Here is a 25,915-nt window from a genome sequence, read left to right on the forward strand (position 1 = left end):
CACTCAGGGCCGTTGGCTCTGCAACAGCGCACGAACCAGTGGACGGGGGCCGGTAGGGCGCAGCAAGGCGCTGGCGGGCCGGGGCCGAACCTGTTGTGGCCACCAGAACCAGCGACCCAGCAGCGCGGCGATGGACGGCGTCATCAACGCGCGCACGATCAAGGTGTCGAACAGCAAGCCCAGGCCGATGGTGGTGCCCAACTGGCCGATGCTGGTGAGGTCGCTGACCATCATCGACGCCATGGTCGCGGCGAAGACCAGACCAGCGGTGGTGACCACCTTGCCGGTGCCACCCATGGCGCGGATGATCGCGGTGTTGATACCGGCACCCAGTTCGTCTTTGATCCGGGCGACCAGCAGCAGGTTGTAGTCGGAGCCGACGGCCAGCAGGATGATCACGGCCATCACCAGGACCGCCCAATGTATCTCGATGCCGAGAACGTACTGCCAGACGAACACCGAGACCCCGAAAGCCGCTCCAAGAGAAGCCAACACAGTTCCGACGATGATCAATGCGGCGACGAAGCTCCTCGTCATGATCAACATCACGATGAAGATCAGGCAGATGGCCGAGACCACGGCGATGAGCAGGTCGTACTTGGCGCCCACCACAATGTCTTCGGTGATGGCAGCGGTGCCGGTGAGCCAGATCTGCGAACCCTCCAGCGGAGTGCCTTTGAGTGCTTCTTCGGCGGCAATCTTGATGGCAGCAACGCGCGCGATGCCCTCGGCAGAGGCGGGGTCTCCCTTTTGCGAGATCAGCATGCGCATGGCGGTGCCGTCGGGGGACAGGAAGATGTTCATCACCCGTTTGAAGTCTTCGTTCTGGAAGACCTGCGGCGGAACGTAGAACGAGTCGTCGTTCTCGGCGGCGTCGAAGGCCTTGGCCATGGCGGTGGGGCTCTGGTTGTTGTCGTCCATCTGCCCGAAGATGCCCGTCATGGTGCTGTGCATCGTCAGCATCATGGTGCGCATGCTCTCCATGATCGCGATCATCTCCGGGAACTGAACCAGCAGTTGCGGCATGAGCACGTCCAGCCGGTCCAGGTTGTCGATCAGCTCATCGAGTTTGCCGCTGACCTGATCGATTCCGTCGATGGTGTCGAAGATGCTGCGCAGAGACCAACACAGCGGGATGTCGTAGCAGTGGGGCTCCCAGTAGAAGTAGTTGCGGATCGGGCGCCAGAAATCCTCGAAGTCCGCGACGTTGTCGCGCAACTCATTGGTGATCTCCTGCATCTCTTTGGCTTTGGCCACCATGTCATGGGTCGTGTCGATCAGTTGCTGCATGAGGCCGTACATGTGCTTCATGATCCCGATCATCTCGGTCATCATCTCGGCCTGTTGCTGCATGTCCTCCATGCGCTTCTTCTGGAACTGCGAATACTGCTGCAGCCCTGCCTGTTGCATGCTGAGCATGTACGGGATGGTGGACTGAGCGATGGGACTGCCCTCCGGCCGGGTGACAGCCTGCACATTGGAGATCCCCGGCACGGCCAGCACGGCTTTGGCCAGCTTGTTGAGTACCAGGAAGTCGGCCGGATTGCGCAGATCGTGGTTGGTTTCGATCAGCAGGATCTCCGGTGCCATCATCGCGGCTCTGGGGAAGTGCCGTGCCGCCGCTTCCATGCCTTGATTGGCGGGTATGTCGGTGGGGAGATACTGCTGGTCGTTGTAGCTCGGCTTGAAGCCAGGCAGGGCCAACAGTCCCAGAAGCGTGATGGCAACGGTGGCAGCCAAGATGGGTGCCGGCCAGCGAACGGTGGCCGTGCCCACCCGGCGCCAGCCGCGGGCCTTGACCTTGCGCTTCGGTTCGAACAGGCCGAACCGGCTGCCGACCGTCAGAACTGCGGGAAACATGGTGATCGCGACCGCGACGGACACCAGAACGCTGACCGCACAGGGTATTCCCAGTGTCTGCGACATGGGCAGTCGGGTGAAGCTCAGACAGGCGATGGCGCCGGCGATCGTCAGTCCGGAGGCCAGGACCACTTTGGCGACGCCGCCGAAGGTGGTGTAGAAGGCGCTCTCCCGGTCCTCGCCGGCTTCGCGGGCCTCCTGGTATCTGCCGAAGAAGAAGATGCCGTAGTCGGTTCCTGCTGCGATGCACAGGGACACCAACAGATTGACGGCGAACGTGGTGAGGCCGATGACATCGTGGTAGCCGAGCAGCGCGACGGCGCCACGGGCCGCTTGCAGCTGTATCCCGACGACGAGCAGCAGCACCATCACCGTGATCACCGAGCGGTAGACCAGGAGCAACATCACGAAGATGACCGCGATGCTCACGGCGGTCATCAGGATGACGGTCCGGTTGCCGCTGGCGGCGATGTCGGCCCCGATGGCCGAGGGGCCGGTGACGAACGCCTTGACGTCTGGCGGCGCCGGCGTCTGCTCGACGATGTCTCGTACGGCGGCGACCGATTCGTTGGCGGTTGCTTCGCCGGTGTCGGCGAGGCTGACCTGGACGTAGGCCGCCTTCCCATCAGCACTTTGTGCTGCGCCCCTGGTGAGTTCGTCACCCCAGAAATCCTGGACGTGTTGAACGTGTCTGGTGTCGTCGCGGAGCTGTTGAATCAGCTTGTCGTAGAACTCATGAGCATCCTGGCCGAGGGTTTGCTCTCCCTCCAGCACGATCATGACGGTGCCGCCCGCAGCTGATTCGTCGAAGTGTTGGGTGATCCGCGCGAAGGCTTCGAAAGACGGCGCGTCGGTGGGATTGAGCGGCACCGAGTGTTGTTGCTCCACCTGTTCGAGCGTCGGCACCAACACACTGAGGGCGGTGACGATGACCAACCAGCCCACAATGATGGGTACCGAGAAACGGCGGACCGCCTTCGCCACCATCGGCCGCCGCTGCGCCAGATGATGATCGGTCATGCGGCCTTCAGTAGACAGGATGTGAAGGCGCTGACCGCGTGTTCGATCTTCTCTGCCTTCACGGTCTCGTCAACGAGCAGGCGGCAGCCGATGCTGTCACTATCACCTTGCGCTGCAACGCTTCCAACTCCTGTCGCTGCCGTGATGGGGAAATCCAGGGACCAGGGAAGGACGACGTCCTCGAGGAACTGGGGATCGCCGTCGGCATCGAAGAAGCTGATGTCGGCGGTTGTGCCCGGCGGGCCGAAGACCTCGTAGCGCAGCTGTTTGGGCATCACGGGGTTGGCCTGGTCGGTCTTGGTGTCGCCGTAGGGCACGGAGTTGTCTGAGCCGAAGATGCCGTGCAGCTGCGACACCGTCCATCCCCCAGCGCCGATGACGGCCAGCGTGACCAACGGAATCCACAGCCTCCTCACAACTTTGAACATCGCAGATCCCGGAGAACGCCGTCGCCTGCGGGGCCTGGCCACTGCGGGCTGCTCGGGAGGTGTCTGGGATATCCGCCGTGAGCGGCGTGGGTTCTGGTGGTCCGCGCGGCCTGCGACGGCCACACCGGCATGGGTTGGCCCCGCCTCGGGCGGACTGCCGTCGACCACCGAACCCACCTTTCAGTTTCCGTGTCTGCGCCACGGCCGACCGGACGGACATTTCCTGCTCTGTCGGCCGTGGCCTCTCGCGTCGCAGCGAGCGTGGCGGGGGAGTAGGACACCCCCGGCCGACCTGACAGAGCCGCAGCGCAGCGGAGAGCGCGACCGCTGTTGACGCCAGAGTCAATCATGTTGGCGACCGCTACACCGGCTTTTTCGCAAACGTCATTCCATTTGGATACGTCTGTGACCCGATCGCCGCCACCGCGGGCGGATGTCGGGTCGTGGGTTCCGGTTGGGCTGTGGTGAAGTCTGGTCGTCTGAAGTGCGCAGACAGCACTGTCGGGGGACGTCTCTGGTTATCTCGTCGGTGGTGACAGGCGGATGCTTCGAGGTGGGCATTCGTCATATCCATCGCACCAGCGGGCAAAGCTGGCAATGCAAGGTTCTGCCAGGTGGCCTGGACTTGCGTTTACGGTGAACTCAGCAGTTGTAATGGTGTGGCAAGTGGGAAAGTCGGGTTACTCGGCCCACTCCTGCTGCTAGGGTGAGCGCCTACAGCGCCTACTGCCGTAGCGGATGCAGGCGTTGACTCAAGCGCCATTCACCCTTCCAACGCACGGAGACGAGCGACCCGATGCCGGCCGAACCGATCACGCTTTGCGGGTCGGACCGCCACTTTCCGGCCTGGCTGCGATCACGTGGATTCATCGGTCCAGTGCTCGCGATCGGTGTCGTACAGCTGGTGGCGGCGATGGATGGCCCCATCGTGGTGTTCGCGCTTCCGCGTATCCAGAGCGAGTTGGGTCTCTCAGATGCCGGCCGCGCCTGGGTGGTCAGCGCCTACATGCTGACATTCGGTGGCTTGATCCTGTTGGGTGGACGTCTCGGTGACACCATCGGCCGCAAACGCACGTTCATCATCGGGGTCGCACTGTTCACGGCCGCCTCGGCGCTGTGCAGTATCGCCTGGAACGGTCACGCGCTGGTGGCTGCCAGGCTACTGCACGGAGTGGCCGCCGCGATTGTCGCGCCGACGTGTACTGCGTTGCTGGCCACTGCATTTCCAAAAGGGCCGGCTCGCAACGCGGCGACCGCCGTGTTCGGCGCGATGGCCAGCATCGGTGCGGTTCTGGGACTGGTCCTGGGCGGTGTGCTCACCGAGGTGTCATGGCGCCTGGTATTCGTGCTGAATGTGCCCATCGGTCTGCTGGTGATCTACTTGGCGCACACCATGCTGGAGGAGACGCACAAGGAACGGATGCGGCTCGATGCTGCGGGCGCGGTGCTGGCCACCGTGACGTTCACCTCGGCCGTGTTCGGGTTCTCGATCGGCCCGGAAGCGGGCTGGCTGTCAGGTCCCACCGTCGGTCTCGGCACGTTGGCACTGGTCGGATTCGTTGCCTTCGTGGTGGTGGAGCGCCGGGCCGAGAACCCTATCGTGCCGTTCAATCTGTTTGTCGATCGAAATCGGGTGGCCACGTTCGCGGCGATGTTCCTGGTCAGTGGGGTGGCGTTCACCCTCACCGTGTTGATCGCGCTGTACTTGCAGAACATCATGGGCTACCCGCCCCTGCGTGCCGGTCTCGCCTTCATCCCGATTGCCATCGCCATGGCGGCGGGAACCGTGTTGTCGTCACGGCTGGTCACCCGGATGTCGCCGCGGGCGATCGTCATCACCGGTGCAGTGATGGTGTTGGGCGGAACCCTGTGCGGCGGGCTGAATCTCAGCAGTGACATCCCGTACTTTCCGAACCTGTTGCTGCCCATCATCGTCGGTGCTGTCGGCATCGGCCTGATCAACGTGCCGCTTGGGCTCTCGCTGATCGGCAGTGTCGGCGCAGATCGGATCGGACCCGCCTCGGCGATCGTGGTGATGCTGCAGAGCCTAGGCGGCCCCTTGGTGCTGGTGGTCGTCCAGGTGGTGATGACGCTGCACATCCAGAACCAGGGCGGCACTCACGGTCCGGTCGACAGCATGGACGCAGCTGCGCTGCGGGCACTCGATCTGGGCTACACCTACGGCGTGCTGTGGTTGGCGGCAGTCGCCGCTCTGCTGGCCGGCGTTGCGGTGTTCATCGGCTACACCGCACGCGACGTGGCCTTCGCGCAGCAATCGCGCAAGGACGCAGACTCTCTGTGATCGTCGATTACTCGATGGCCGCGGTGAGTCCGAACTCGGCGACGGTACGCGTCGCCAGCTCCCTGAGCTGAGCCCGTGAGGTCACCGAATCCGGGTGGTAGGCACAGACATAGATGCCCACTTGGTTGATCTCCATCGCGGTTCCGTAGTAGACGTGCAGTTGGCTGCCGATTCGTCGGAGCCAACGCTGGGTCAGATGCTGGCTCGCCCCGCGGGCGAACGCCGCATCGCACAGGGTCCCGTCGGGGCGAATGGCTGCCGGCCCGGTGTCGCCGAGGTTGGAACACACTGCAGGTTGTTCGGGATCGGTGAGCGCGTATTCGATGAGTTGTTGCCATCCCCGTTTCGGGGTGAACGGGGTCAGCGGAACAAGCTGCGCCGTCGCGTCTTCGGATTCCTTGAACCGAACCAGCGCGTCTTTGATCGCGCCGCGTGCCGCGCTCAGATCGGTCGTCAGTTCTGCCGGGTCGACACCAACCCGAGTAAAGGACACCGCCACCGCGCGGGCATCGTCGGCCGTGGTGCGATCGTTCACGGTGAGCAGTGTCGGGATGCCCTCGGCGTGGCCGTGTCGGCGTCCCATGTTCCGGTCCAGCTGCGCCGTGAATGCAGCGGCCAGCGTGCTACCCGTGCCGGAGAGGGTGGCCGCGCGGGTGTTCCACTGATCCAGTTCGATGCGGATCCACACACTCGGCGCGGTCACCGGGGTATCGACGTCGGCGACGTAGGTGACGTTCTGTCGAGGGGTTGCCGGACGGTCTTGATCGGTGCGCCTTCGACGGGCCTCTTTGACCGCGGCCACGAATGCGCGCGCCACCGCAGGTGCCTCTCTGAGGGTTTCGCGTGCGTCCTGCACGACCCCCCGGACACGGGTGCGGGCCCGTGGACGGGGATACCCGAGTTCCCGTGTCATGCCGAGAATGGCTTCGGTCACCGCGACTGCGCCGCCGATGCCGTCGATCACATAGTGGGACAGCACCAAACTTATCGCGGTGGCACCGTCGTTCAGTGGAACTACACTCAGCCGCCATGCCGGTCCCGATTCCGGATCGATGGGCAGTTGCGTGCGTTCGTCGAACCAGTCTCCGAGTTCGGCACGTGGGCGTGTCTCGGTGGTGATGTCGAGGGTGGACGGCTGCGCGTCCCAGACCCATCGGTGTCGTCCGAATGGCAGTGGTGATCGCTCGATCCGGCGGCCCAACAACCCGTTGGCGAGATTGGCGTGAAATCGCGTCAGCCCGTCGAGGTCCACGGGCCGCTCGTAGAGCCACCCGACTTGCATCACCTCCTTCTGGCCGACAGCTCGATGGCTTTCGTAAAAGGCCTGATCCAACAGGGCAAGCCTGTTGTCGCTGCGCGGAACTACGATGTCAGCACGAGCATTGAGAACTGGCAACCGTCAACCTCCTGTTGTGGAGCGGGTGTGCGGCCGAACCTCGGATGAAACAGGCCGCCAGAGGCGGCCGTTGGCCACATCACGGACGGGAACGGTGGACCGATGCATCGCGTCAGAGTATCCGACCGCGCCACGGGTACAGCCGTGTTTGCACACCTCGTTGCGGCTATCGGGACGGAACCCGGCACCGATCATGAATGTTACTGTCGCTGGGCCGAATAGCTGACAGTGAGGATGTCCGGAGGCCTGCGTTTCGTGAACGCCGCGGAATCGGTCGGTGTTCAGTTGGGTCCACGTTGCGGTGAGGACAAGAGTGGTGACGGCCTGTTGATGTTGCGGTTCTGTGCGGATGAATTGCGTCATTGTCGCTGTGGCCGGTATCGATCGCGACAATGAGCTAACGCACGATCAAGGCTAATGTTCTAATGACACGAGAGTACTTCGAAAGGCGTCCTAACAAATGGACCGAGGGCAACCTTGTGCGCAATCCGGGACCGGTACCCGCCCGGTTGTCCTGTTCGTCGTCGGCTTCGGCAGGTCCGGAACTTCAGCGCTGACCCGTGTCCTGTCGTTGTGCGGCGCTGACCTTCCGCCCGGTCTGTTGGGCGCCACAACGAGTAATCCGCGCGGCTACTGGGAGCCGCGAGCTGTCATTCATCTGAATGAGGCCATTCTTCGCCGATACGGCGGTTCCGGATACGATCTGTCGCTCTGCCGCGATCAGGGTCAACGAGATGCCGCCAGGGACAGCACAAGCATCGCCGACATCAGAGGATTCCTGTCCACCCTGCCCGCCGCACCATTGATGGTGATCAAGGAACCGAAGATGACCGCCGTGTGCGACCTGTGGTTCGAGGCCGCCCGAAATGCAGGGTTCGACGTCGCCTCCGTGATCGCGGTGCGCCATCCGGGCGAGTGTGTCGGATCGGTGGAAAAGCGTTCCCGCCGCCAGCTTTACGTTGGATCCTCACCGGAACTGGTGAGTGCATGGTGGTTGAAGTACTCGCTGCTGGCAGAGCGGCACACCCGTGGTGTGCCGCGGGTTTTCGTCGGATACTCCAATTTGATGGAGGACTGGCGTCGTGAGGTGAAGCGAATCGGATCCACTCTCGACATCGACCTCGACCGCCAGGACGTGGAAGCGGTTGACCGGTTCCTGAAGCCCGACCTGCGCCATCACCGACTCAGCGGCCCGGTCCAGGAGCCTTTCGGCACGGACTGGATGGGCGTCACCTATGAGGCGATGAGCGCGGCCGCGCGGGACGAACGGTGGGAAGAGTCGGTACTGGACCGCGTATACGATGCCTACCGCGCAAGTGAGTGCGGATTCCGGACCGCCATCGCCGACGCTCGGCGTTACCGCAATCTGAACAAGGTGCTTCATCCCACGGTGGTGAAGGTGGCTCTCGGAGTGCTTGCGGCGGCGAACAGACACAAGGGCACGTGGGCGTAGCCACCGCTGTGACGTCCGAAAGGCCGGAACCGGTATGAGATTCGTGTTGGCGTTCTATGGCACCCGGGGTGACGTGGAGCCGGGTATCGCGGTAGCCAGGGAACTGACCCGCCGCGGACACGACGTGTGTCTTGCGGTGCCCCCCGACCTGACGGCGTCGGCGGAAGCAGCGGGTGTGAGAGCCGTTGCATACGGACCGGATACGCAGGATTGGCTGGAGGACACCCGGGACTTCTGGGCCTATCTCTTCCGCAACTTCTGGAGAATCCGCGATGTCATGAGCTTTTTGAAGAAATCGCGTGAGCCGGGTATGCGAGCCTGGGCCCAGATGAGCGAATCACTGGTAGCGCTGACCGAAGGCGCTGATCTGTTGGTCACCGGCGTCAGCTACCAGGAACTGGTTGCCAACGTCGCCGAGTATCGAGATATCCCGCTGGCGACCGTGCTCTGGTTCCCCATCCGGGTCAACGGCCATCTCTTCTCGACCCCGCCGGCGTCGCTGATCCGTCTCGCGATGAAGGCCTACGAATGGCTGGTGTGGCGCGGGGTGCGCAGCGTCGAGAACATGCAGCGCCGGGACCTGGGTCTGGGGCCTGCTGCCGGACCTGCCCCCGGCCGGATCGCTGCGCGCGGCGCGCTGGAAGTCCAGGCGTACGACGAGGTGTGCTTCCCGGGGTTGGCGGCCGAATGGGCTGAGTTGAGCGGTGTCCGAAGGCCGTTCGTGGGCACGCTGACCCTCGAATCCGCCACCGAGGCCGACGCCGAGGTGGTGTCGTGGATAGCGCGGGGAACGCCGCCCATCTGCTTCGGATTCGGCAGTATCCCGGTGCAGTCGCCCGCGGACACGCTCACGATGATTGCGGCGGCCACGGCAAGTCTGGGAGAGCGGGCCCTGGTGTGCGCCGGCTGGACGGATTTCGGCGACGCTGCGGACTTCGACCACGTCAAGGTCGTCGGCGCCGTGAACTACGCGGAGATCTTCCCGGTGTGCCGCGCAGTGGTTCACCACGGTGGCGCGGGCACCACTGCGGCAAGCCTTCGCGCCGGTGTTCCCACGCTGATTCTGTGGATGGCAGATGTCCAGGTGGTGTGGGGGGCCGCAATCAAGCGGCTGGAAGTGGGAACCGCCCGGCGCTTTTCATCCACCACCGAGAAGACTCTGGTCGCGGACCTGGGTGTCATCCTGGATCCGCACTGCGGCGCCAGAGCACGCACCGTGGCAGCTCAGATGACCGACGCGGGCAGGAGTGTCGTCGCTGCAGCCGACGTCATCGAGGACTACGTACGGCCATCGCGTTGACGCCACAGAAGTTGATTGCACAGAGCTGCTTGGTCTTTGGAAGGCGGCATCGCAGCTACCTTTGGACGCCGGTGCTCGACGGGACTCGGGTGAGCAGTGCGAAGGCCACTCATCTGGTCTTGGCAAACTGCAAAAGCAGAGTGGAGCAGACACATTCGCGTGGCGAGGTTCGCTCGATCTTGCAAAACTCGCCAAACACCGTGAAATCGCTGTCTAGACTCAGCGCCGCTGGTGCCTGCGATGACGACAGCCGGCTCCCACAGTGAGACAGAGGTGATGGTGACCATAACCGACCACGACGTCAGATCCCTGTATCTGGATCTGCTCCGGCGCAATCTCACCCGCTACGGCATGCATGAGAAGATCCCTTCGGAGTGGCCACTGCGGCGCCGGCTCCTACTGAAGACGGTGAACAAGCTGACCCCGGTTCTTCGGGGCTCCGGCTCATCGGACCGTTCTGCCCGCGACCTCGGTTTGGACTGGCCTGCGGAGGCCGAGACCATGATCGGGATGCAGAGACTCACCAGCCTGCAACAGTGCGTCGAGACGGTGTTGGAGGACGACGTTCCCGGTGACCTGATCGAGTGCGGAGTGTGGCGCGGTGGCGCCTGCATCCTGATGCGCGCGGTACTGGCGGCCTACGGGGATCACAACCGAAATGTCTGGGTGGCGGATTCATTCCAGGGTGTGCCCCGTTCCGATCCGGCGAATTACAAGGCGGACAAAGGAATCAGGGCGGACTTCGCCGCCGGCATCCTGGGTGTCTCGCAGGAACAGGTCAAAGCCAACTTCGAACGCTACGGGCTGCTCGATGACCGGGTGCGTTTCTTGCCGGGGTGGTTCAAGGACACGCTGCAGGACGCCCCCATCGACCGCATCTCGGTGCTGCGGCTCGACGGGGACCTCTACGAGTCGACCATTCAGGCCCTCGACGCCCTCTATCCCAGGCTGTCTCCTGGTGGATTCTGTATCGTCGACGACTTCCTGGCCGTGAAAGCCTGCGAGAAGGCCGTTCTCGACTACCGGGCCGAACACGGCATCACCGCGGAGATCGTCGACATCGACGGAACCGGCGTGCTGTGGCGCAAGTAGGTTCCCGAAGATGCCGGGAGATCATGCCGAGGTGCGGGTCGGTGTGCTGGGGGCCGCACGAACAACGCCGACGGCGTTGATCAAACCGGCCCGCGAGAGTTCCGGGATCGTGGTGGCCGCGGTAGCGGCACGCGATGCATCGAGGGCTGCGGAGTTCGCTGCTCGCCACGGTATCCCGAGGGTGCACAACAGCTACCAGGCGCTGATCGAGGATCCAACCATCGATGCCGTCTACAACCCGCTGCCGAATGGGTTGCACGGCAAATGGAGCCGTGCCGCACTCGAGGCGGGCAAACATGTGCTCTGTGAAAAGCCCTTCACTGCCAACGCCACCGAAGCCCGCGAGGTCGCCGCCGTGGCATCGGTGTCGGAGCGTGTGGTCATGGAGGCGTTCCACTATCGATATCACCCGCTGATGCTGCGCATGGAACAGATCGTCGACTCCGGCGAGCTGGGCACGCTCCGGCACGTGGAGGCATCGATGTGCTTTCCGCTACCGTCGTTCTCCGATATTCGCTACAACTACGAGCTCGCGGGTGGGGCGATGATGGATGCCGGCTGCTACGCAGTGCACATGGTGCGCACCCTCGGTGGCTCGAGTCCGGAGGTGGTTTCGGCCACGGCGAAACTCCACGACGCTCGGGTGGACCGGGCCATGAGTGCAGAACTCGGTTTCGCCGGGGGGCATACCGGCCGAGTGCGGTGTTCGATGTGGTCGTCGAGCTTGTTACGGCTGACGGCGAAAGTGGTGGGTGACCGTGGCGAGCTGAAGGTGCTCAATCCGGTGACTCCTCAGCTATTTCACCGGCTCTCGGTTCGTTCGGCCGACGGTAGGCGGGTGGAGCGGTTTTCGCGGCGCTCCAGCTACGCCTACCAGCTGGATGCGTTCGGCGCGGCGGTGGCGACCGGGGCGCCGGTGTTGACCGCACCCGAGGATGCAATCGAGAACATGGCCGTCATCGACGCGATCTATCGCGCCGCCGGCCTTCCGACACGGGTTCCCGCTTAGTTCGGGTACATCCTCCCACGTCAGAACGTTGGAGCAAGGTGCCTTTCATGGAAAAGGCAAACATTTGCTAGAAATTCACCCTCGCGGATGCTAATAACGTTACGGACAGTTGTGGAATCTGAGTAGAGGCACCCCGCACCGGGCGGGAATGCAGAAGGCTGTCCATGAAAGGCACGGTTCATGGTCATCGGTGCAGCACCGGCAGGGGAGTCACCTGTTTTGACTCGGCTCATCGTCGCGACCGGCCTGTCGGGGGCCGCGTTGGGTGCCGGCGTGCTCTTCGCCTCGGCGGCATTTGCCGCACCACCCTCGTCGGCCGACTGTTCCGGGTTGGTCGACTCTGATTGTGGTGCTGACCAATCGTCGTATGGCAACGGCGGACCTTCGAACTCGTTGGCTCTGATCAGTGGAGGCCAGGCGGGCCCCTTTCTCGGTCTGTTCGGAGACGGCGTGGACGCCGCTGCGGATTGCGTGGGCAGGGCCTGCAACGGCGGCAATGGCGGGCTGTTGTGGGGCAATGGTGGAGACGGCGCCAACGGCGGCCGAGGAGGCAACGCAGGGCTTTTCGGCAACGGTGGAAATGGCAGTGACGCCATTGCATTGGGGCAGGCGGGTGGAAACGGTGGTAACGGCGGACTAATCTTCGGCAACGGTGGCAACGGTGGCAACGGCCAGACCGGGGTCACCGGTGCCAACGGCGTCAACCCGATACCTCCCAACACCACCCGGGCTCAGACGGGCTCCAATGGCACCTCGATTGCCGACTATGGCGACCGGTCCGGTGATCCCGGTGGCACCGGTCAGGCCGGCGGCGCTTACCCATTCGGAACCATCTGCTGTATCAACATTCCCGGCGGTGGCGCCGGGGGTTCCGGTGCATGGGTCACCAGCTTCGACGGGAACGCCACAGGAGGTGACGGTGGCGACGGTGGAGCGGGTGGTCTCGGCGGTCCCGGTGGCAACGGCGGCGCAGGCGGTGCCGCCTTCACCTTCTCGAGGACAACCGGCGTGGCCACGGGCGGTGACGGCGGCGACGGCGGAACCGGGAGTACCGGGGCGGCCGGAGGCCGTGGCGGAAACGGTGGAATCGGCTGGGGCACCAATTCGGTTGGCGGAAGCGGGGGTTCCGGCGGTGATGGGGGCGCCGGTGCAGACGGCGATGCCGGTGGTACCGGTGGCGCGGGCGGCAGTGGAGGCCGGTCCGGGCTGTTCGGTGGTAAGGGCGGCAATGGCGGTAGTGGCGGCACCGGAGGCAACGGCGGGTCCGGCGCCACCGGCGGCACGGGCGGGTCCGGCGGCACCGGCGGCACGAGCACCAGCAAGGCGACTCCTGCTGCATCCGGGGGCGATGGCGGCGCGGGTGGCGCCGGCGGTAACGGCGGTGACGGCGGTAACGGAGGCAAGGCCGGTGCAGCAGGCAGCGGTGGGCTGTTCGGCTCCTCGGGTTCTGCAGGGACCGCAGGAGGCAGTGGGCAGGGCGGCAATGGCGGCACAGGTGGTGCGGGTGGCACCGGTGGTAGCAACAGCGCCGGCACCGCGGGTGGCGCCGGACAGTCGGGGAACGCCGGCGAGTCGTCCTCCGGTCAGCAGGGCGGGGCCGGAGGTGCAGGGGGAGACGGCGGCGACGGTGCGTGACGACCGGCGCACCGGTGGACTCACCGGGCGAAATGCTCCTCGTTGAGGTGAGTGGCCACACGTAATGCGTTGGCCGCGACAGTCAGGCTCGGATTGAGCCCCGCGCTGGAGGGGAAGAACGAGGAATCCACCACATAGAGGTTGTGTACTTCGTGAGAGCGGTTGAACGCATTCAGCACGCTGGTCTTCGGGTCGGTGCCGAACCGGCACGTGCCGCAGACGTGCCCGAGGTTCGAGTTGTCCTTGCCGCTTCCCAGGGTGAGGGTGCGGAGCGGCTGCAAGATCTCCTTGAACTGCCTGATGAACGCCCGATGCCGTTCGATCTCGTTGGTGTGCAGCCGATATCGCATGCGTAACCGTTGACGGCCGTCGGTGGAAGGTCGAGTCGACGGCAAGACCCGGTTGTCGAGATAGGGCAGGTCTTCCATCATGGCCGCCAACACCAGGCCGCCGGTGAGAACCCTCTGATAGACACGGCGTACCGCGGGGTCGAGCGAACGTAGCACTCGACCCCGCCAGTCAGGGCGATTGGTCAACCATTCCATGGGCGGCAGAGCCCCGAAAGACTGTACGGTGCCGAACTTCTGGCCCTCGGTGAAGTAGAAGTCGTTCAATCCTATCTCTTTGTTGGCGGCGGTGATCGACACGCCGGATTGTGGCCACACCTGGATGGGGTCGAGTAGATGACGCATCAGGTTGCGCCCCACCCAATCCGATCCGTTGGCCACCCCGTTGGGCCAGTCACCCGATCGGGAGTTCAGCAGCAATATCGGCGTCGCCAGGGCTCCCGCGGCAAGCACCACCACCTTGGCGGTGAGAACCAGCCTGCCGGAGAGGCTTTCGCAGATCACCCGCCGTATGCGGCTGTGGTCGGCTTCGAGATGGACAACCCGGCACTGTGTGAGAACCTCCGCACCGTGGTTGCTGACGGCGGGTGCCAGGCAGTTCCGGCCTGCCTCGTTCTTGCAGGCCCGGTCGCACAGATAGGTCTGGCAGGTGGCGCAGTCGTCGGTGTACTTACAGGCCATCGGCAGGTGATATGGATGTAATCCGCGGCCGGTCAGATGATCCACCAGCAGTTGGTTGTCCGCGGAAAAAGGTGGGGCTGAGGGTAAGTCGGCGTCGTTCGGTTCCGGCCGAAGCGGATCCCGTTGTCCGCGCACCCCGAGGATCTTCTCCGCAGCGCAGTACCAGCGCCGCATCTCGTCGTAGCTGACCGGCCACGCCTCAGGCACGGTGGAGCTACCGGGATCTCGGAAATTCTGTCGAGGTGTGAAGTCATGAGCGAAGAACCGCTCGCACACCATCCCGTAGAGCGCTGCCGAGCCTCCGGTGCCGCTGCCGATGAACGGGACGAACTTCCTGTGCAAACGCCTACTGACGTCCTCGACTTCGTCGGTGGACCTTCCGCCGCGGGCCAACGCGTCGAAGTAGTCTGCTGCTGACCGTGCGGCGGCGGGCTCGGCGAGTTCGGGAATCTGCGCGCGGATGGTGCCCGCCGTGCCCGGCAATGTGGATCGGCCTTTTTCGACGAACAACACATGTCGGCCGCTACGGGCGAGCTGATATCCGAGCATGGAGCCGCCCATCCCGGTACCGACGACGATGACGTCCCACTCGATACGCTCGGCATCACGTTCGCGCAATTCGCCGTCAGCCACAATCGAGCTCCTCAGCGGATCAATACCCAAAGCTCGACCTGGCCTTGGACGATTCGGGATCGTATCAAACGCCGGCTCCGATTTGCCGCGGGTATTCGAAGTCAGACGCCGATATCTGAACTCCGGTGGGCGGTTTCGCCATTCCACGGCAATAGGCCGTGCGATCCTGATGTGGGTGCCACGCACCACTGACGGGAAGGTCTGAATTTCGCGATGCGAATCGTCCTGGCAAGTTATGGCAGTCGCGGCGACGTGGAACCTGCCGTGGTGGTGGGTCGTGAGCTGAAGCGACGTGGTCACGATGTGCTGATGGCAGTACCGCCCAACCTCGTCGGCTTCACCGAGGACGCCGGTCTGGCGGTAGTTGCGTGCGGGCTCGATTCACACGAGAGTATGGCCGCTCAACGCAGATACTGGACGCTGTACTTCCGCACGCCGTGGAAGCTCAAGGAACTGTCGCGGATGGCCCGTGAGACCGAGGAGTTCGCCACCGAGTGCTGGGCGCACATGACCACGACATTGAAGGAGGTCACCGCCGGTGCGGATCTGTTGATCACCGGTCTCATTTTCGAGCAGCCCGCTGCCAATGTCGCCGAGCTCTATGACATTCCGCTGGTGACACTGCACTACTTCCCGGCGCGGGCACATGGCCGCCTCCTGCCGCCGGTTCCTGCGCCACTGAGCCGTCTTGCGATGACTGTGAACGACCGCGCGGTGTGGCGGGGAACGCGGAAAGCCGAGGACGCCCAGCGACGAGACATCGGCCTCGCTGCCGCCACCGGCCCCGTCCCTCGGAGAATCGCTGAGCGCGGCTCACTGGAGATTCAGGCCTATGACGACCTGTGTTTCCCCGGTCTGGCGCAGGAATGGGCGGCGTGGAACGTGTGTCGCACCCCGCGGAGGCCCTTTGTCGGAGCCCTGGCGATGGCGTCTCCCACCGAGTCCGACGAGCCGCTGGCAGCGTGGATCGCGCAGGGTGGTGCGCCGATCTTCTTCGGATTCGGCAGCATTCCGCTGGAATCTCCCACCGAGACCATAGCGATGATCACGCGGGTGTGCGCCCGGCTGGGCCGCCGGGCGGTCGTGGGGGCGGGCGGCACCGACTTCGGGAATGCCGCGCCCGCAGCGCACGTGAAACTCGTCGGCGCAGTGAACTACGCAACCATTTTCCCGTCCTGCTGCGCAGTGGTGCATCACGGCGGTGCGGGCACACTCGCAGCGTGTCTGCGAGCGGGGGTGCCCCAGGTGATCCTATGGACACTGCCTGATCAGCCGTCATTTGCCGCTCACCTGAGAAGACTGAAGGTCGGTGTGGGACGGCGCTTTTCGGTGACCACGGAAAAGACGCTGGCAAAGGACCTGCGTACGGTCCTCGAGCCGCGGTACGTCGCACGCGCCGGGGAGATCGCCAGGCTGATGTCGACAGCCGCAGACAGTGCGGTGGCGGCCGCGGACTGTGTCGAGGACTTCGTTCGCGGCCGCTGTGTGGTTTGACCAGGACCAGACGCGGCGCCGGTGGGCGCTAGTTGCGAATCAGGAAACCATTGGGCGCGAATGTGAAACCGAACTTCTCCTCGCGGCCCACATCGTGTGAGTAGTCGCCGGGAAACTCGTCTTCGTAGGCTTCGATGGCCTCGTAGGGACCAGGTCCCCAGCCGGGGAGAATCGGATGGCCGTTGACGCACGAGTCCTCGACCAGTAGATAGTCGCCGCTGGAAAGGAGGGGGCGAAGCATCGTCATCTCGGCCAGAACGTGGTCCTTGCTGTGATCGCTGTCCAGGATGGCGAAAATCCTGCCGGGGAACTCGCGCTTGAGGCGTTCGATGTGTTCGACCACCGCGGGCGCCACCGACGACGATTCGACGAAGACGATATCGGGATCATCGAGCACCGCCGGATCGAGCGCCTTGTGGTTGATGTCGACAGAAAGGACTTTGAAAGGCCGGCCCATTCTCTGCATGACATGAGCGAAGAACAACGCCGAGCCGCCTCTGTTCGAGCCGAATTCGATGATCAGGGAAGGCTGCAATTTCCAGAGGATTTCCTGATAATTCCACATGTCGGCAACTGATTTCCAGCAGTCGACACCGAGCCAGCTGGTCTTGTTCCAGACGAATGTGTTGTAGTACCACTTGTGGTATTCCTCGGCCTCGTTGCCGGTCGGCTGGTAGAGAAATATAGCGAGTCCCGAATTCACCAGCCGTTTCATCGACATGAAAGTAGTGGACGCAATCCGCCGAGCCGTTCTGGCATCCATTCTGCCGGTACCGACCGCGGGTCCCTCGCGTCGCAGTGCCAAGGGTGTCCGGCCTGAGTCGCGCGCAGTGTGTTTCTCACGTTGCCATAGCACCGCCGCAGGCTAGCAGCGGACGTCGCCGCACCGGACAGGGTTGGTGATATCGGCGAGAAACAGCGCAGCCGAACGACATCCGAACCAGCCTTGTTGGGATCGCAAGCAAGCTGACGTCGGCTCATTCATCGTCATCCCGTGGAAATGCCGGAGTCCGGGCAACTTCCGCATTCCGAGTCGGCCGTCGCCCGAAGTGTTTTAGACTCCCGACGGGCCAGGTCGGGGGACCCGGGGCTCGGGTGTGTGAACGGTGAAGGGCTGGTCCGTGATGTCTGGTGGTGTGTTCGGGCGGAGTGACGCCGAGATCGATCTGCTCGTCCGAGGTATGCGGTCGGGGATTGCTGTCGTCGGATTCGGCTACATCGGCACGGTGATCGGTGCGGTGCTCGCCGAACGTGGCTGGCCCGTCACCGGCATCGATGTGCGCCGACACGTGGTCGACGAGATCAACGAGGGCAGGACCTCGGTGCCCGAGCCGGGGCTCGGCGATCTGGTTGCCGACAACGTTCGAGTCGGACGATTGAGCGCCACAACTGATTTCGGTGTCATCGCAGACAATGACTTCGTGATCGTCACCGTCGGTACGCCACTTGGACCCGACTACGAGCCCATTGTCGACGACATCACCGCGGCGGCGCACGCGGTGGCACAACATGTGCGGTCCGGCCACCTCATCATTCTCAAGAGCACTGTGCCTCCCGACACCACCGAAAAGCTGTTCCTGCCTATCCTCGAGGAGGTCTCGGGACTGACGGCCGGGGTCGACTTCGGGCTGGCTTTCTGCCCGGAACGGCTGGCCGAAGGTCAAGCCATACATGAACTCACGTCGATCCCGGTGGTGGTCGGCGCGGTCGATGAGCGCAGCGCCCGGGCCTGTGCCACGCTGTGGCGGCACGCATTGGGAGTGGATTCGGTCCTTGTCGACGATCCACGAACCGCCGAGATGGTCAAGCTCGCTGACAATCTGTGGGTGGATCTCAACGTCGCACTGGCCAACGAACTGGCCAAAGTGTGCGACCGGCTGGGAATGGATGCCTTGCAGGTGATCGAGGCGGCCAACACCATGCCCAAAGGTGGCCGCGACGCCAATATCCTGCGGCCCAGCATGGGCGTGGGCGGCTATTGCCTGACCAAGGATCCGTGGTTCGTCAACCACCTGGGCCGGTCCGTCGGTTTGGATCTGGCGATCCCGCGTACGTCGAGGACCGTCAACGACACCATGCCGGCATACACCTACGGGCTGCTCACCGAGTTACTGGCCGCCAAGGGAAAAGTGATCGAGGAAAGCAAGATCGCGGTGTTGGGCATCGCTTTCAAGAACAACACCGGCGACTGCCGACTGACTCCCACCAAGTACGTCCTTCAGTTGCTCGAGGACTCGGGTTGCCAGCTCGCCGTCCACGATCCGTGGGTGCCCGACGAAGAGGCCCACACCGTCACGGCAGTTCCGCTGACACCGGACATCGAGTCGGCGGTCAAGGATGCCGACGCAGTGGTGGTGTTGGCAGGGCACCGGCAGTTCCATCAGATACCGCTGGTGCGGCTTGCCGATCTGGCAGCGCCGGGCAGTGTGTTCCTGGATGGCCGCAACAGTTTCGACCCGGCCGCCGTGCGCGCGGCCGGTTTCGTGTACAAGGGGATCGGCCGCTAGTCGGGCGAAAACCGTTACGCACTAGTGGAAGAGATCACATGGCTAATGTCGTCGTGACCGGTGGTTACGGCTTCGTGGGATCGCATCTGGTCACCGCGTTGCTCGGCCGCGGAGACGCTGTGACCGTCTTCGATTTCGCGAAGAACACCCGCGACAGCAGTATCAACTTCGACCAGCACCCGAATTTCCGCTTCGTCGTAGGCGACGTCACTGATCGCGGCGCACTCGAAGCGGCGATCACCACGGGCGTGGACAAGGTCTTCCACCTCGCATCCGTGGTGGGGGTCAACAAGTACGTCGAGGATCCGTTGCGAGTGGTCGACGTGAGCGTCACAGGTACCCGCAACGTCCTCGAACTGGCGCACCGACACGGCGCCAGGGTGGTGTTCACCAGCACCTCGGAGGTCTACGGCAAGAACCCCGCCACTCCGTGGGCCGAAGACGACGACCGGGTGCTCGGATCGACCAGGACCGCGCGCTGGAGTTACAGCACCAGCAAGGCGATGGCCGAACACATGGTGTTCGCGATGCACGACACCTACGGCCTGCCGGTCACGGTGGTGCGCTTCTTCAACGTCTACGGCCCGCGACAGAACCCGATCTTCGTCATCTCCAAGAGCATTCACCGAATCCTCAACGGCAGGCAGCCGCTGCTGTACGACTCGGGCGATCAAACGCGGTGCTTCACCTACGTCGACGATGCTGTCGCGGGCACCTTGATGGCCGCTGACAGCGACGCCGGAATCGGCCAGGTGTTCAACATCGGGAGCATGGTCGAGACCACCATGCGGGAGGCCGTCGATCTGGCGATCAAAATCGCCAACGTGGACACGGTGTCCAGCACCGTCGCCTTCGACACCGCAGAACGGTATGGCGCTCGCTACGAGGACATTCCGCGTAGGGTGCCCGATTCGGCCAAGGCGCAGCGTGAGCTTGGGTGGCGACTGCAGGTGGATCTCGAGGAAGGTTTGCGGCGCACCATTGAGTGGGCTCGGCAGAATCCGTGGTACCTCGAAGGCGGAGACACGTCCTAGCCCCGCCGTCGCCGCCTCGGCGACCGGGCTTGGTGTTTGTGGCCCGGCCCGCCTTCCCCGGCTGTGTTCTTGGTTGGCTTGGGGAATCCCCTCGCCGTCGCCGCCTCGGCGACCGGGCTTGGTTTCTGTGGCCCGGCCCGCCTTCCCCGGCTGTGTTCTTGGTTGGCTTGGGGAATCCCCTCACTGTCGCCGCCTCGGCGACCGGGCTAGGGACGTTCGTCGATCCAGCGGAGCAGCGCGGCCAGCCCCTCGTCCAGCGCCCACTTGGGGCACCAGTCGAGTTGGTCCATGGCCGGTCTGATGTCACAACGCGCGGCCCGCACGTCTCCGTCGCGGAACTTGCCCACCACCACAGGTTCTGGCGCGCCGCACAGGGTGGCGATCATCCGTGCCACCTCGTGGATGGTGGTGGACACACCAGATCCGATGTCCAGGCAGCGATTGGGCCCTGAGGGCGGACAACACACGGCAGAGAACAGCGCTTCGGCGACGTCGTCGATGTAGACGAAATCCCGGATGATTCGGCCGTCCTCGTACACCTCCAGTGCCTGCTGAGCGCGGGCCAACCGGGCGAACAGCGCAATGATCCCGGTGTATGAGTTGGTCAGTGACTGTCCGGGCCCGTAGACGTTCTGCAGCCGCAATACGCTGAGCCGGGTGTCATGTGCGGCGGCCCAGGCGCCCAGGATGTGCTCCTGGGCGAGCTTTGTCGCGGCGTAGATGTTGGTGGGCTTCGGTTGGGTGAGCTCTGCGCTGCTCTCGAGCGGGGTCGCGGTGTTTCCGCTGGGACTCAACGGATCCCAGATGCCCTCCACCAACTGGGCGTGGCTACGTGGCTGCGGGTGAAAGACCTCACTGCCGGATCTCCATGCGCCCTCGCCGTAGACCGCGCGAGACGAGGCCAGCACCAGTTGCTCGGGGACGTGGGCGCTCCGGCTCAGCGCGTCGAGCAACTGGGTGGTGCCTACCACGTTCACCGATCCGTGGCGTGTGGCCTCGGACAGCGACTGTGCGGTGCCCGTTTCGGCCGCCAGGTGAATCACCTGGTTGGGCTTGACCAGACGGAGCAGGGCATCCAGGTCTGGTGCGTGTGTGACGTCACCGGTGAACAGTTGCACCGATGGTGGCAAGGTCAGTGTCACGGGGGTGCTGTGGACCTGTGGATGCAGGACGTCCAACACGGCCACTTCGTGACCGGCCTGTACCAGGCGGTTCGCGAGGGCGGAACCGATGAATCCTGCTCCACCGGTGATGAGTACGGATGCCGACATCAGCCGACCCCTCCTTGAGTATGCGCGAGTGCGCGATCGGCCAGGGCCCCGATTGCGGGTGCCAACAACCGGGCGTACTCGGTGGTCAGGTGGTTTCTGTCGAGGTAGACGAGGGTGTTGCCGATGATGACGGGGCAGGTGTCGTTTGTGCAGAAGAGGTTGGTGAGGTCGGCGTAGTGTCCGCCGGCTGCGGTGGTGGCGGTGTTTTCTGCGGTGATGCCGGTGTGGTTGACGGCGGTGGATCTGGTTGGGGCGCAGGCTGTTGCGTTGTCGAGGTGGCCGGACAGGCAGATGGGGACGATGGATTGGGGGTCGGGGACGGGGCCGAGGACGAGGACTTGTGCGCCGGTGGTGCGGAGTTGGTGGACCAGTTCGGTGAGCCCGGCCAACCACGCCCGGTCATACGCGGTGAAACCGGCAGGGTAGCCGTCGTATCCGTACTGCCGCCACATGCCCACCACCACCAGTTCGGGGGGCTCGGCCCGAAGGCGGGTGAGAACTTCGGTACGCCACTGCGAGCACTCGGTGTATTCACGGTGCAGCTGCGGGCTGCGGGTCGGTAGGTCCATCAGTGGACAGCCGGCCTTTCCCATCATCTGCAGTCGCCAGCCCCGTAGTTCGGCAAGGGCGCGAAAGGCTGGGTTCCACATGGCCGAATTGGAGTCACCGACCACGGTCACGGTAGTCGAGGAATCCAGGTCCCCGCTGGCGCAATCGGGTTGTTCGATCTGCCAGGCACTGCGCAGACAGCCGTTGAGGTACACATCGTTGAGTTCTGCTGATGCGTCGGCCAGTGGCGGTTGAAGGTTGGACGGAACGGCCCCCAGGTCGGCGGAGGCTTCGACGGCGGAATGCACCTGGGCGAAAGCCCACTCGACGGCGGCGTCGTAGGCCGCTGTGCCGGCGCCTGCCGGCACGGGTGCGGCGGCCAGCGTCACTGGGGTTCTGGGAGTCCCGCGACCCACCGGAGCGGGGACGGCGACGAGCAGCACCACACCGACCGCCACCGCCCCGGCAGTGGCCAGCGCACCGAGCTCCAGGCTGCGCCGGGCGGAGGTGCGGATTGTGGGTGCGAATCGTAGGGGGTTCTCGACGTGGTGCAGGGTCAGGGCTGCCAGGGCGAGGGATAGTACTGCGGCTGCGCAGCGGCTCGGCAGGTTGAGTGGGTGTCCTACCAGTAGTGGGGTGAGGATCAGGATTGGCCAGTGCCAGAGGTACCAGGAGTAGGAGAGTCGGCCGAGGGTGCGCATTGGTGAGAGTCCGAGCAGTTGGCCGCAACCGTGGGTTGGTAGTGCGCAGCCGGCGCCGATCACGAGTGCGGTTCCGAGGGTGGGTAGTAGGGCGGCGATTCCCGGGTACAGGGTGGTCTCGTTGAGTTGGGTGCAGGCCAGCGCGATTACGGTCAGGCCGGTCCAGCCGAGTGTGATGGCTGTGTGCCGGGGGAGGCGGTGCCATTGGGTGGCGGTGAGTGCGATCAGTCCGCCGATGGCCAGTTGCCATGCCCTGGTGGGCAGCGAGAAGAAAGCCACGAACGGCGCCCAGTAGGACGCCAGGAGCGACAAGCTGAACGAGGTGACGGCCACCAGGGTGAGCACCACAAGATACGGGCGCGGTGAGTGGCTGCCTTGGTCGTTCGGTTGCCGGCGGCGCCTCCGGATCCACCACGCCGTCACGATCATCAACACCGGCCAGACAAAGTAGAACTGTTCCTCGACGCCCAGTGACCAGTAGTGCTGAAACGGCGACGGCGTGATGGTAGGAGCGGAGTAGTCCACCCCTTGGAGGATGAACCGGTAGTTGCTCACATAGAGGGCGCTGGCGATCCCGTCGCCCACCGCGCTGCGTGCCTGTAACGGCGGCAGCAGGATGGCTGAGGTGATGAGGGTGATGATGCCGACGAGTGCTGCTGCGGGTAGGAGGCGGCGTGCTCGTGCGCCGTAGAAGTTGCGGAGTCGGACGGTGCCGGTGGTGGAGGTTTCGCGCCAGAGTAGGCCGGTGATCAGGAAGCCGGAGATGACGAAGAAGATGTCGACGCCGACGAATCCGCCGTCGAGGCCGGGTATTTGGGCGTGGAAGAGGACAACGGCGAGGACGGCGACAGCACGCAGGCCTTCGATGTCCGGACGATACCGCGCTGGTTCGGAGTGGCGCGGGACGTCAGTCATCGGCCAGCGCACGGTCGGACAACGCACCCACTGCGGGAGCCATCAGACGGGCGAACTCCAACGTGAGATGACTCCAGTCGAGGTAGACGAGGGTGTTGCCGATGATGACGGGGCAGGTGTCGTTTGTGCAGAAGAGGTTGGTGAGGTCGGCGTAGTGTCCGCCGGCTGCGGTGGTGGCGGTGTTTTCTGCGGTGATGCCGGTGTGGTTGACGGCGGTGGATCTGGTTGGGGCGCAGGCTGTTGCGTTGTCGAGGTGGCCGGACAGGCAGATGGGGACGATGGATTGGGGGTCGGGGACGGGGCCGAGGACGAGGACTTGTGCGCCGGTGTTGCGGAGTTGGTGGACCAGTCCGGTGAGCCCGGCCAACCACGCCGGGTCGTAGGGCAGGAAGCCGGGTGTCCAGTTGCTGGCGCTGCCGGTGCTGTACTGGCGCCACAGGCTCACCACCACCAGTTCGGGTTGCTCCTCCTGAATCCGATCGAGTGCCTGCCTGCGCCACTGCTGACAGCCTTGGAGTTGTTCGGCCAGACGGGCGAAGAAGTTGGTGATCGGCACATCGATTGGAGGGCATCCCGCTTTGGACAGGGTCTCCAGACGCCAGTTACGTTGTTCGGTGATCTGCTGGAATGTCGGCACCAACATCGCCGCGTGGGAATCACCGAGCAGGGCTACGGTGGTGGAGGAGCCGGCGTCGCCCGTGGCGCATTCCGGCAGTCTGTTCTCGAAGAAGCTCGCCACGCACCCGTTGAACGCCATGACGCTCTTCTGCTCTGGAGCATCCTCCAGTGTGGGCTGCAGATTCGACGGGACTGTTTGTAGGCCGGCCGACGTGGCCACCGCGGCCTGCATCTCGGCGAAGGCCTGTTGCACCGCAGCGTCGTAGGCGGCGAGGTCCGAACCCGACTGCACCGGCGCCGCGGTGAGCGTGACGGGTGTGATTGGCGCACCGCGGCCGACTGGTGTAGGCGTGACCACCAGCAGAGCCGCGCCCACCCCAACCGCGGCTGCGGTGGATACCGCTCCCAATCCCAGGCTGCACCAACCCGAATCACGGATTGTGGGTGCGAATCGTAGGGGGTTCTCGACGTAGTGCAGGGTCAGGGCTGCCAGGGCGAGGGATAGTACTGCGGCTGCGCAGCGGCTCGGCAGGTTGAGTGGGTGTCCTACCAGTAGTGGGGTGAGGATCAGGATTGGCCAGTGCCAGAGGTACCAGGAGTAGGAGAGTCGGCCGAGGGTGCGCATTGGTGAGAGTCCGAGCAGTTGGCCGCAACCGTGGGTTGGTAGTGCGCAGCCGGCGCCGATCACGAGTGCGGTTCCGAGGGTGGGTAGTAGGGCGGCGATTCCCGGGTACAGGGTGGTCTCGTTGAGTTGGGTGCAGGCCAGCGCGATTACGGTCAGGCCGGTCCAGCCGAGTGTGATGGCTGTGTGCCGGGGGAGGCGGTGCCATTGGGTGGCGGTGAGTGCGATCAGTCCGCCGATGGCCAGTTGCCATGCCCTGGTGGGCAGCGAGAAGAAAGCCACCGCAGGCATCACATAGGTGATCACCACCGACAGGGCAAACGACACCGCCGCGATCACCGCCAGCACGATGAGATAGGGCCGCCGCGAGGGGTTTCGGGCCTCCGATGGTGGCTGCTTGCGCTGTCTTCTCCGGATCAGCCATGCGGTGCACAGGAACACCGGCGCCCACACCAGGTAGAACTGTTCCTCGACGCCCAGTGACCAGTAGTGCTGAAACGGTGACGGAGGCAGATGGCCGGCGGCGTCGAAATAGCTGACGTCGGCGAGGATGAACCAGACATTGCTGAGATAGAGGGCGCTGGCGATCCCGTCGCCCATCACCGCCCTTGCTTCACCCAGCGGCAGCAGGATGGCTGAGGTGATGAGGGTGATGATGCCGACGAGTGCTGCTGCGGGTAGGAGGCGGCGTGCTCGTGCGCCGTAGAAGTTGCGGAGTCGGACGGTGCCGGTGGTGGAGGTTTCGCGCCAGAGTAGGCCGGTGATCAGGAAGCCGGAGATGACGAAGAAGATGTCGACGCCGACGAATCCGCCGTCGAGGCCGGGTATTTGGGCGTGGAAGAGGACAACGGCGAGGACGGCGACAGCACGCAGGCCTTCGATGTCCGGACGGAAACGGGTGCCGTCTGAGCGTGTCTCCCGCCTCACCACGGTGCGGTTGACGCTATCGGCCTGGGACAAGATCACCTTCTCGATCAACGGCACTAATTGACGCATACTGCAAATCGACGAATATCACATTCAGCACCGAGGAGGTGCTGGTTTCGAG

General features: G+C 64.2%; 17 protein-coding genes. 9 read left to right on the plus strand and 8 right to left on the minus strand.

Annotation, left to right across the window (positions count from 1 at the left end):
- Positions 1-3: 3 nt before the first annotated feature.
- Positions 4-2,880: an MMPL/RND family transporter gene (locus BVC93_RS33270; protein ID WP_157517077.1), complete on the minus strand. Its 2,877-nt coding sequence runs from the start codon at positions 2,878-2,880 to the stop codon at positions 4-6.
- Positions 2,877-3,308: an MmpS family transport accessory protein gene (locus tag BVC93_RS25455; protein ID WP_192860103.1), complete on the minus strand. Its 432-nt coding sequence runs from the start codon at positions 3,306-3,308 to the stop codon at positions 2,877-2,879. The genes BVC93_RS33270 and BVC93_RS25455 overlap by 4 nt, the downstream gene beginning before the upstream one ends.
- 796 nt (positions 3,309-4,104) lie before the next feature.
- Between BVC93_RS25455 and BVC93_RS25460 the strand changes: the two genes are divergently transcribed.
- Positions 4,105-5,610, plus strand: coding sequence for an MFS transporter (locus tag BVC93_RS25460; RefSeq protein WP_083739868.1), 1,506 nt, complete (start codon positions 4,105-4,107; stop codon positions 5,608-5,610).
- 7 nt (positions 5,611-5,617) lie between these two features.
- On the opposite strand, the gene BVC93_RS25465 is transcribed toward BVC93_RS25460, so the two are convergent.
- A complete protein-coding gene (locus BVC93_RS25465; RefSeq protein ID WP_157517078.1) occupies positions 5,618-6,892 on the minus strand; it encodes a hypothetical protein in 1,275 nt (424 codons plus the stop codon).
- Positions 6,893-7,466: 574 nt separating this feature from the next.
- On the opposite strand from BVC93_RS25465, the gene BVC93_RS25470 reads away from it, so the two are divergent.
- From BVC93_RS25470 to BVC93_RS33275, 5 genes are all read left to right on the plus strand, one after another.
- On the plus strand, positions 7,467-8,459 hold the full coding sequence (locus BVC93_RS25470; RefSeq protein WP_083739870.1) for a sulfotransferase family protein: 993 nt from the start codon (positions 7,467-7,469) through the stop codon (positions 8,457-8,459).
- Positions 8,460-8,493: 34 nt separating this feature from the next.
- Positions 8,494-9,759 (plus strand): glycosyltransferase, encoded by a 1,266-nt coding sequence (locus BVC93_RS25475; RefSeq protein ID WP_083739871.1) that lies wholly within the window; start codon positions 8,494-8,496, stop codon positions 9,757-9,759.
- Positions 9,760-9,999: 240 nt separating this feature from the next.
- Positions 10,000-10,851: a TylF/MycF/NovP-related O-methyltransferase gene (locus BVC93_RS25480; protein WP_442928974.1), complete on the plus strand. Its 852-nt coding sequence runs from the start codon at positions 10,000-10,002 to the stop codon at positions 10,849-10,851.
- 10 nt (positions 10,852-10,861) lie between these two features.
- On the plus strand, positions 10,862-11,860 hold the full coding sequence (locus BVC93_RS25485) for a Gfo/Idh/MocA family protein (RefSeq protein ID WP_083739872.1): 999 nt from the start codon (positions 10,862-10,864) through the stop codon (positions 11,858-11,860).
- 219 nt (positions 11,861-12,079) lie between these two features.
- On the plus strand, positions 12,080-13,495 hold the full coding sequence (locus BVC93_RS33275) for a hypothetical protein (RefSeq protein ID WP_236950530.1): 1,416 nt from the start codon (positions 12,080-12,082) through the stop codon (positions 13,493-13,495).
- 20 nt (positions 13,496-13,515) lie between these two features.
- Here BVC93_RS33275 and BVC93_RS25495 read toward each other — a convergent pair whose 3' ends face one another.
- Positions 13,516-15,156, minus strand: coding sequence for a GMC oxidoreductase (locus BVC93_RS25495; RefSeq protein WP_083739873.1), 1,641 nt, complete (start codon positions 15,154-15,156; stop codon positions 13,516-13,518).
- 213 nt (positions 15,157-15,369) lie between these two features.
- Here BVC93_RS25495 and BVC93_RS25500 point away from each other — a divergent pair, with 213 nt between their 5' ends.
- Positions 15,370-16,650: a glycosyltransferase gene (locus BVC93_RS25500; protein ID WP_083739874.1), complete on the plus strand. Its 1,281-nt coding sequence runs from the start codon at positions 15,370-15,372 to the stop codon at positions 16,648-16,650.
- Positions 16,651-16,678: 28 nt separating this feature from the next.
- Here BVC93_RS25500 and BVC93_RS25505 read toward each other — a convergent pair whose 3' ends face one another.
- Positions 16,679-17,371 (minus strand): rhamnosyl O-methyltransferase, encoded by a 693-nt coding sequence (locus BVC93_RS25505; RefSeq protein WP_083739875.1) that lies wholly within the window; start codon positions 17,369-17,371, stop codon positions 16,679-16,681.
- Between the two features lie 385 nt (positions 17,372-17,756).
- On the opposite strand from BVC93_RS25505, the gene BVC93_RS25510 reads away from it, so the two are divergent.
- The gene (locus tag BVC93_RS25510; protein WP_236950118.1) at positions 17,757-19,157 is read left to right on the plus strand and encodes a nucleotide sugar dehydrogenase; all 1,401 of its coding nucleotides are present in this window, start codon (positions 17,757-17,759) and stop codon (positions 19,155-19,157) included.
- 38 nt (positions 19,158-19,195) lie between these two features.
- Complete coding sequence (locus BVC93_RS25515; RefSeq protein WP_083739876.1) at positions 19,196-20,191, plus strand: NAD-dependent epimerase/dehydratase family protein; 996 nt, start codon at positions 19,196-19,198, stop codon at positions 20,189-20,191.
- Between the two features lie 206 nt (positions 20,192-20,397).
- Here BVC93_RS25515 and BVC93_RS25520 read toward each other — a convergent pair whose 3' ends face one another.
- The 3 genes from BVC93_RS25520 to BVC93_RS25530 are packed head-to-tail and all read right to left on the minus strand — an operon-like array spanning position 20,398 to position 25,863.
- Entirely contained in the window at positions 20,398-21,462 is a 1,065-nt protein-coding gene (locus BVC93_RS25520; protein WP_083739877.1) for an NAD-dependent epimerase/dehydratase family protein, read from the minus strand.
- The gene (locus tag BVC93_RS25525) at positions 21,462-23,627 is read right to left on the minus strand and encodes an acyltransferase family protein (protein ID WP_083741331.1); all 2,166 of its coding nucleotides are present in this window, start codon (positions 23,625-23,627) and stop codon (positions 21,462-21,464) included. The genes BVC93_RS25520 and BVC93_RS25525 overlap by 1 nt, the downstream gene beginning before the upstream one ends.
- Positions 23,620-25,863, minus strand: coding sequence for an acyltransferase family protein (locus tag BVC93_RS25530; RefSeq protein WP_083739878.1), 2,244 nt, complete (start codon positions 25,861-25,863; stop codon positions 23,620-23,622). Before BVC93_RS25530 ends, BVC93_RS25525 begins: the two co-directional genes overlap by 8 nt.
- Positions 25,864-25,915 lie beyond the last annotated feature (52 nt).

The sequence above is a fragment of the Mycobacterium sp. MS1601 genome (assembly GCF_001984215.1).
GTDB lineage: Bacteria > Actinomycetota > Actinomycetes > Mycobacteriales > Mycobacteriaceae > Mycobacterium.

Excerpts from the sequence above, each read along its gene's own strand:
- BVC93_RS25525 (WP_083741331.1), bottom strand. The coding sequence starts at position 23,627 with ATGACTGACGTCCCGCGCCACTCCGAACCAGCGCGGTATCGTCCGGAC.
- BVC93_RS33270 (WP_157517077.1), bottom strand. The coding sequence starts at position 2,880 with ATGACCGATCATCATCTGGCGCAGCGGCGGCCGATGGTGGCGAAGGCG.
- BVC93_RS25475 (WP_083739871.1), top strand. The coding sequence starts at position 8,494 with ATGAGATTCGTGTTGGCGTTCTATGGCACCCGGGGTGACGTGGAGCCG.
- BVC93_RS25485 (WP_083739872.1), top strand. The coding sequence starts at position 10,862 with ATGCCGGGAGATCATGCCGAGGTGCGGGTCGGTGTGCTGGGGGCCGCA.
- BVC93_RS25520 (WP_083739877.1), bottom strand. The coding sequence starts at position 21,462 with ATGTCGGCATCCGTACTCATCACCGGTGGAGCAGGATTCATCGGTTCC.
- BVC93_RS25500 (WP_083739874.1), top strand. The coding sequence starts at position 15,370 with ATGCGAATCGTCCTGGCAAGTTATGGCAGTCGCGGCGACGTGGAACCT.
- BVC93_RS25460 (WP_083739868.1), top strand. The coding sequence starts at position 4,105 with ATGCCGGCCGAACCGATCACGCTTTGCGGGTCGGACCGCCACTTTCCG.
- BVC93_RS25455 (WP_192860103.1), bottom strand. The coding sequence starts at position 3,308 with ATGTTCAAAGTTGTGAGGAGGCTGTGGATTCCGTTGGTCACGCTGGCC.
- BVC93_RS25530 (WP_083739878.1), bottom strand. The coding sequence starts at position 25,863 with ATGCGTCAATTAGTGCCGTTGATCGAGAAGGTGATCTTGTCCCAGGCC.
- BVC93_RS25480 (WP_442928974.1), top strand. The coding sequence starts at position 10,000 with ATGACGACAGCCGGCTCCCACAGTGAGACAGAGGTGATGGTGACCATA.
- BVC93_RS25470 (WP_083739870.1), top strand. The coding sequence starts at position 7,467 with ATGGACCGAGGGCAACCTTGTGCGCAATCCGGGACCGGTACCCGCCCG.
- BVC93_RS25515 (WP_083739876.1), top strand. The coding sequence starts at position 19,196 with ATGGCTAATGTCGTCGTGACCGGTGGTTACGGCTTCGTGGGATCGCAT.
- BVC93_RS25465 (WP_157517078.1), bottom strand. The coding sequence starts at position 6,892 with ATGCAAGTCGGGTGGCTCTACGAGCGGCCCGTGGACCTCGACGGGCTG.
- BVC93_RS25505 (WP_083739875.1), bottom strand. The coding sequence starts at position 17,371 with ATGTCGATGAAACGGCTGGTGAATTCGGGACTCGCTATATTTCTCTAC.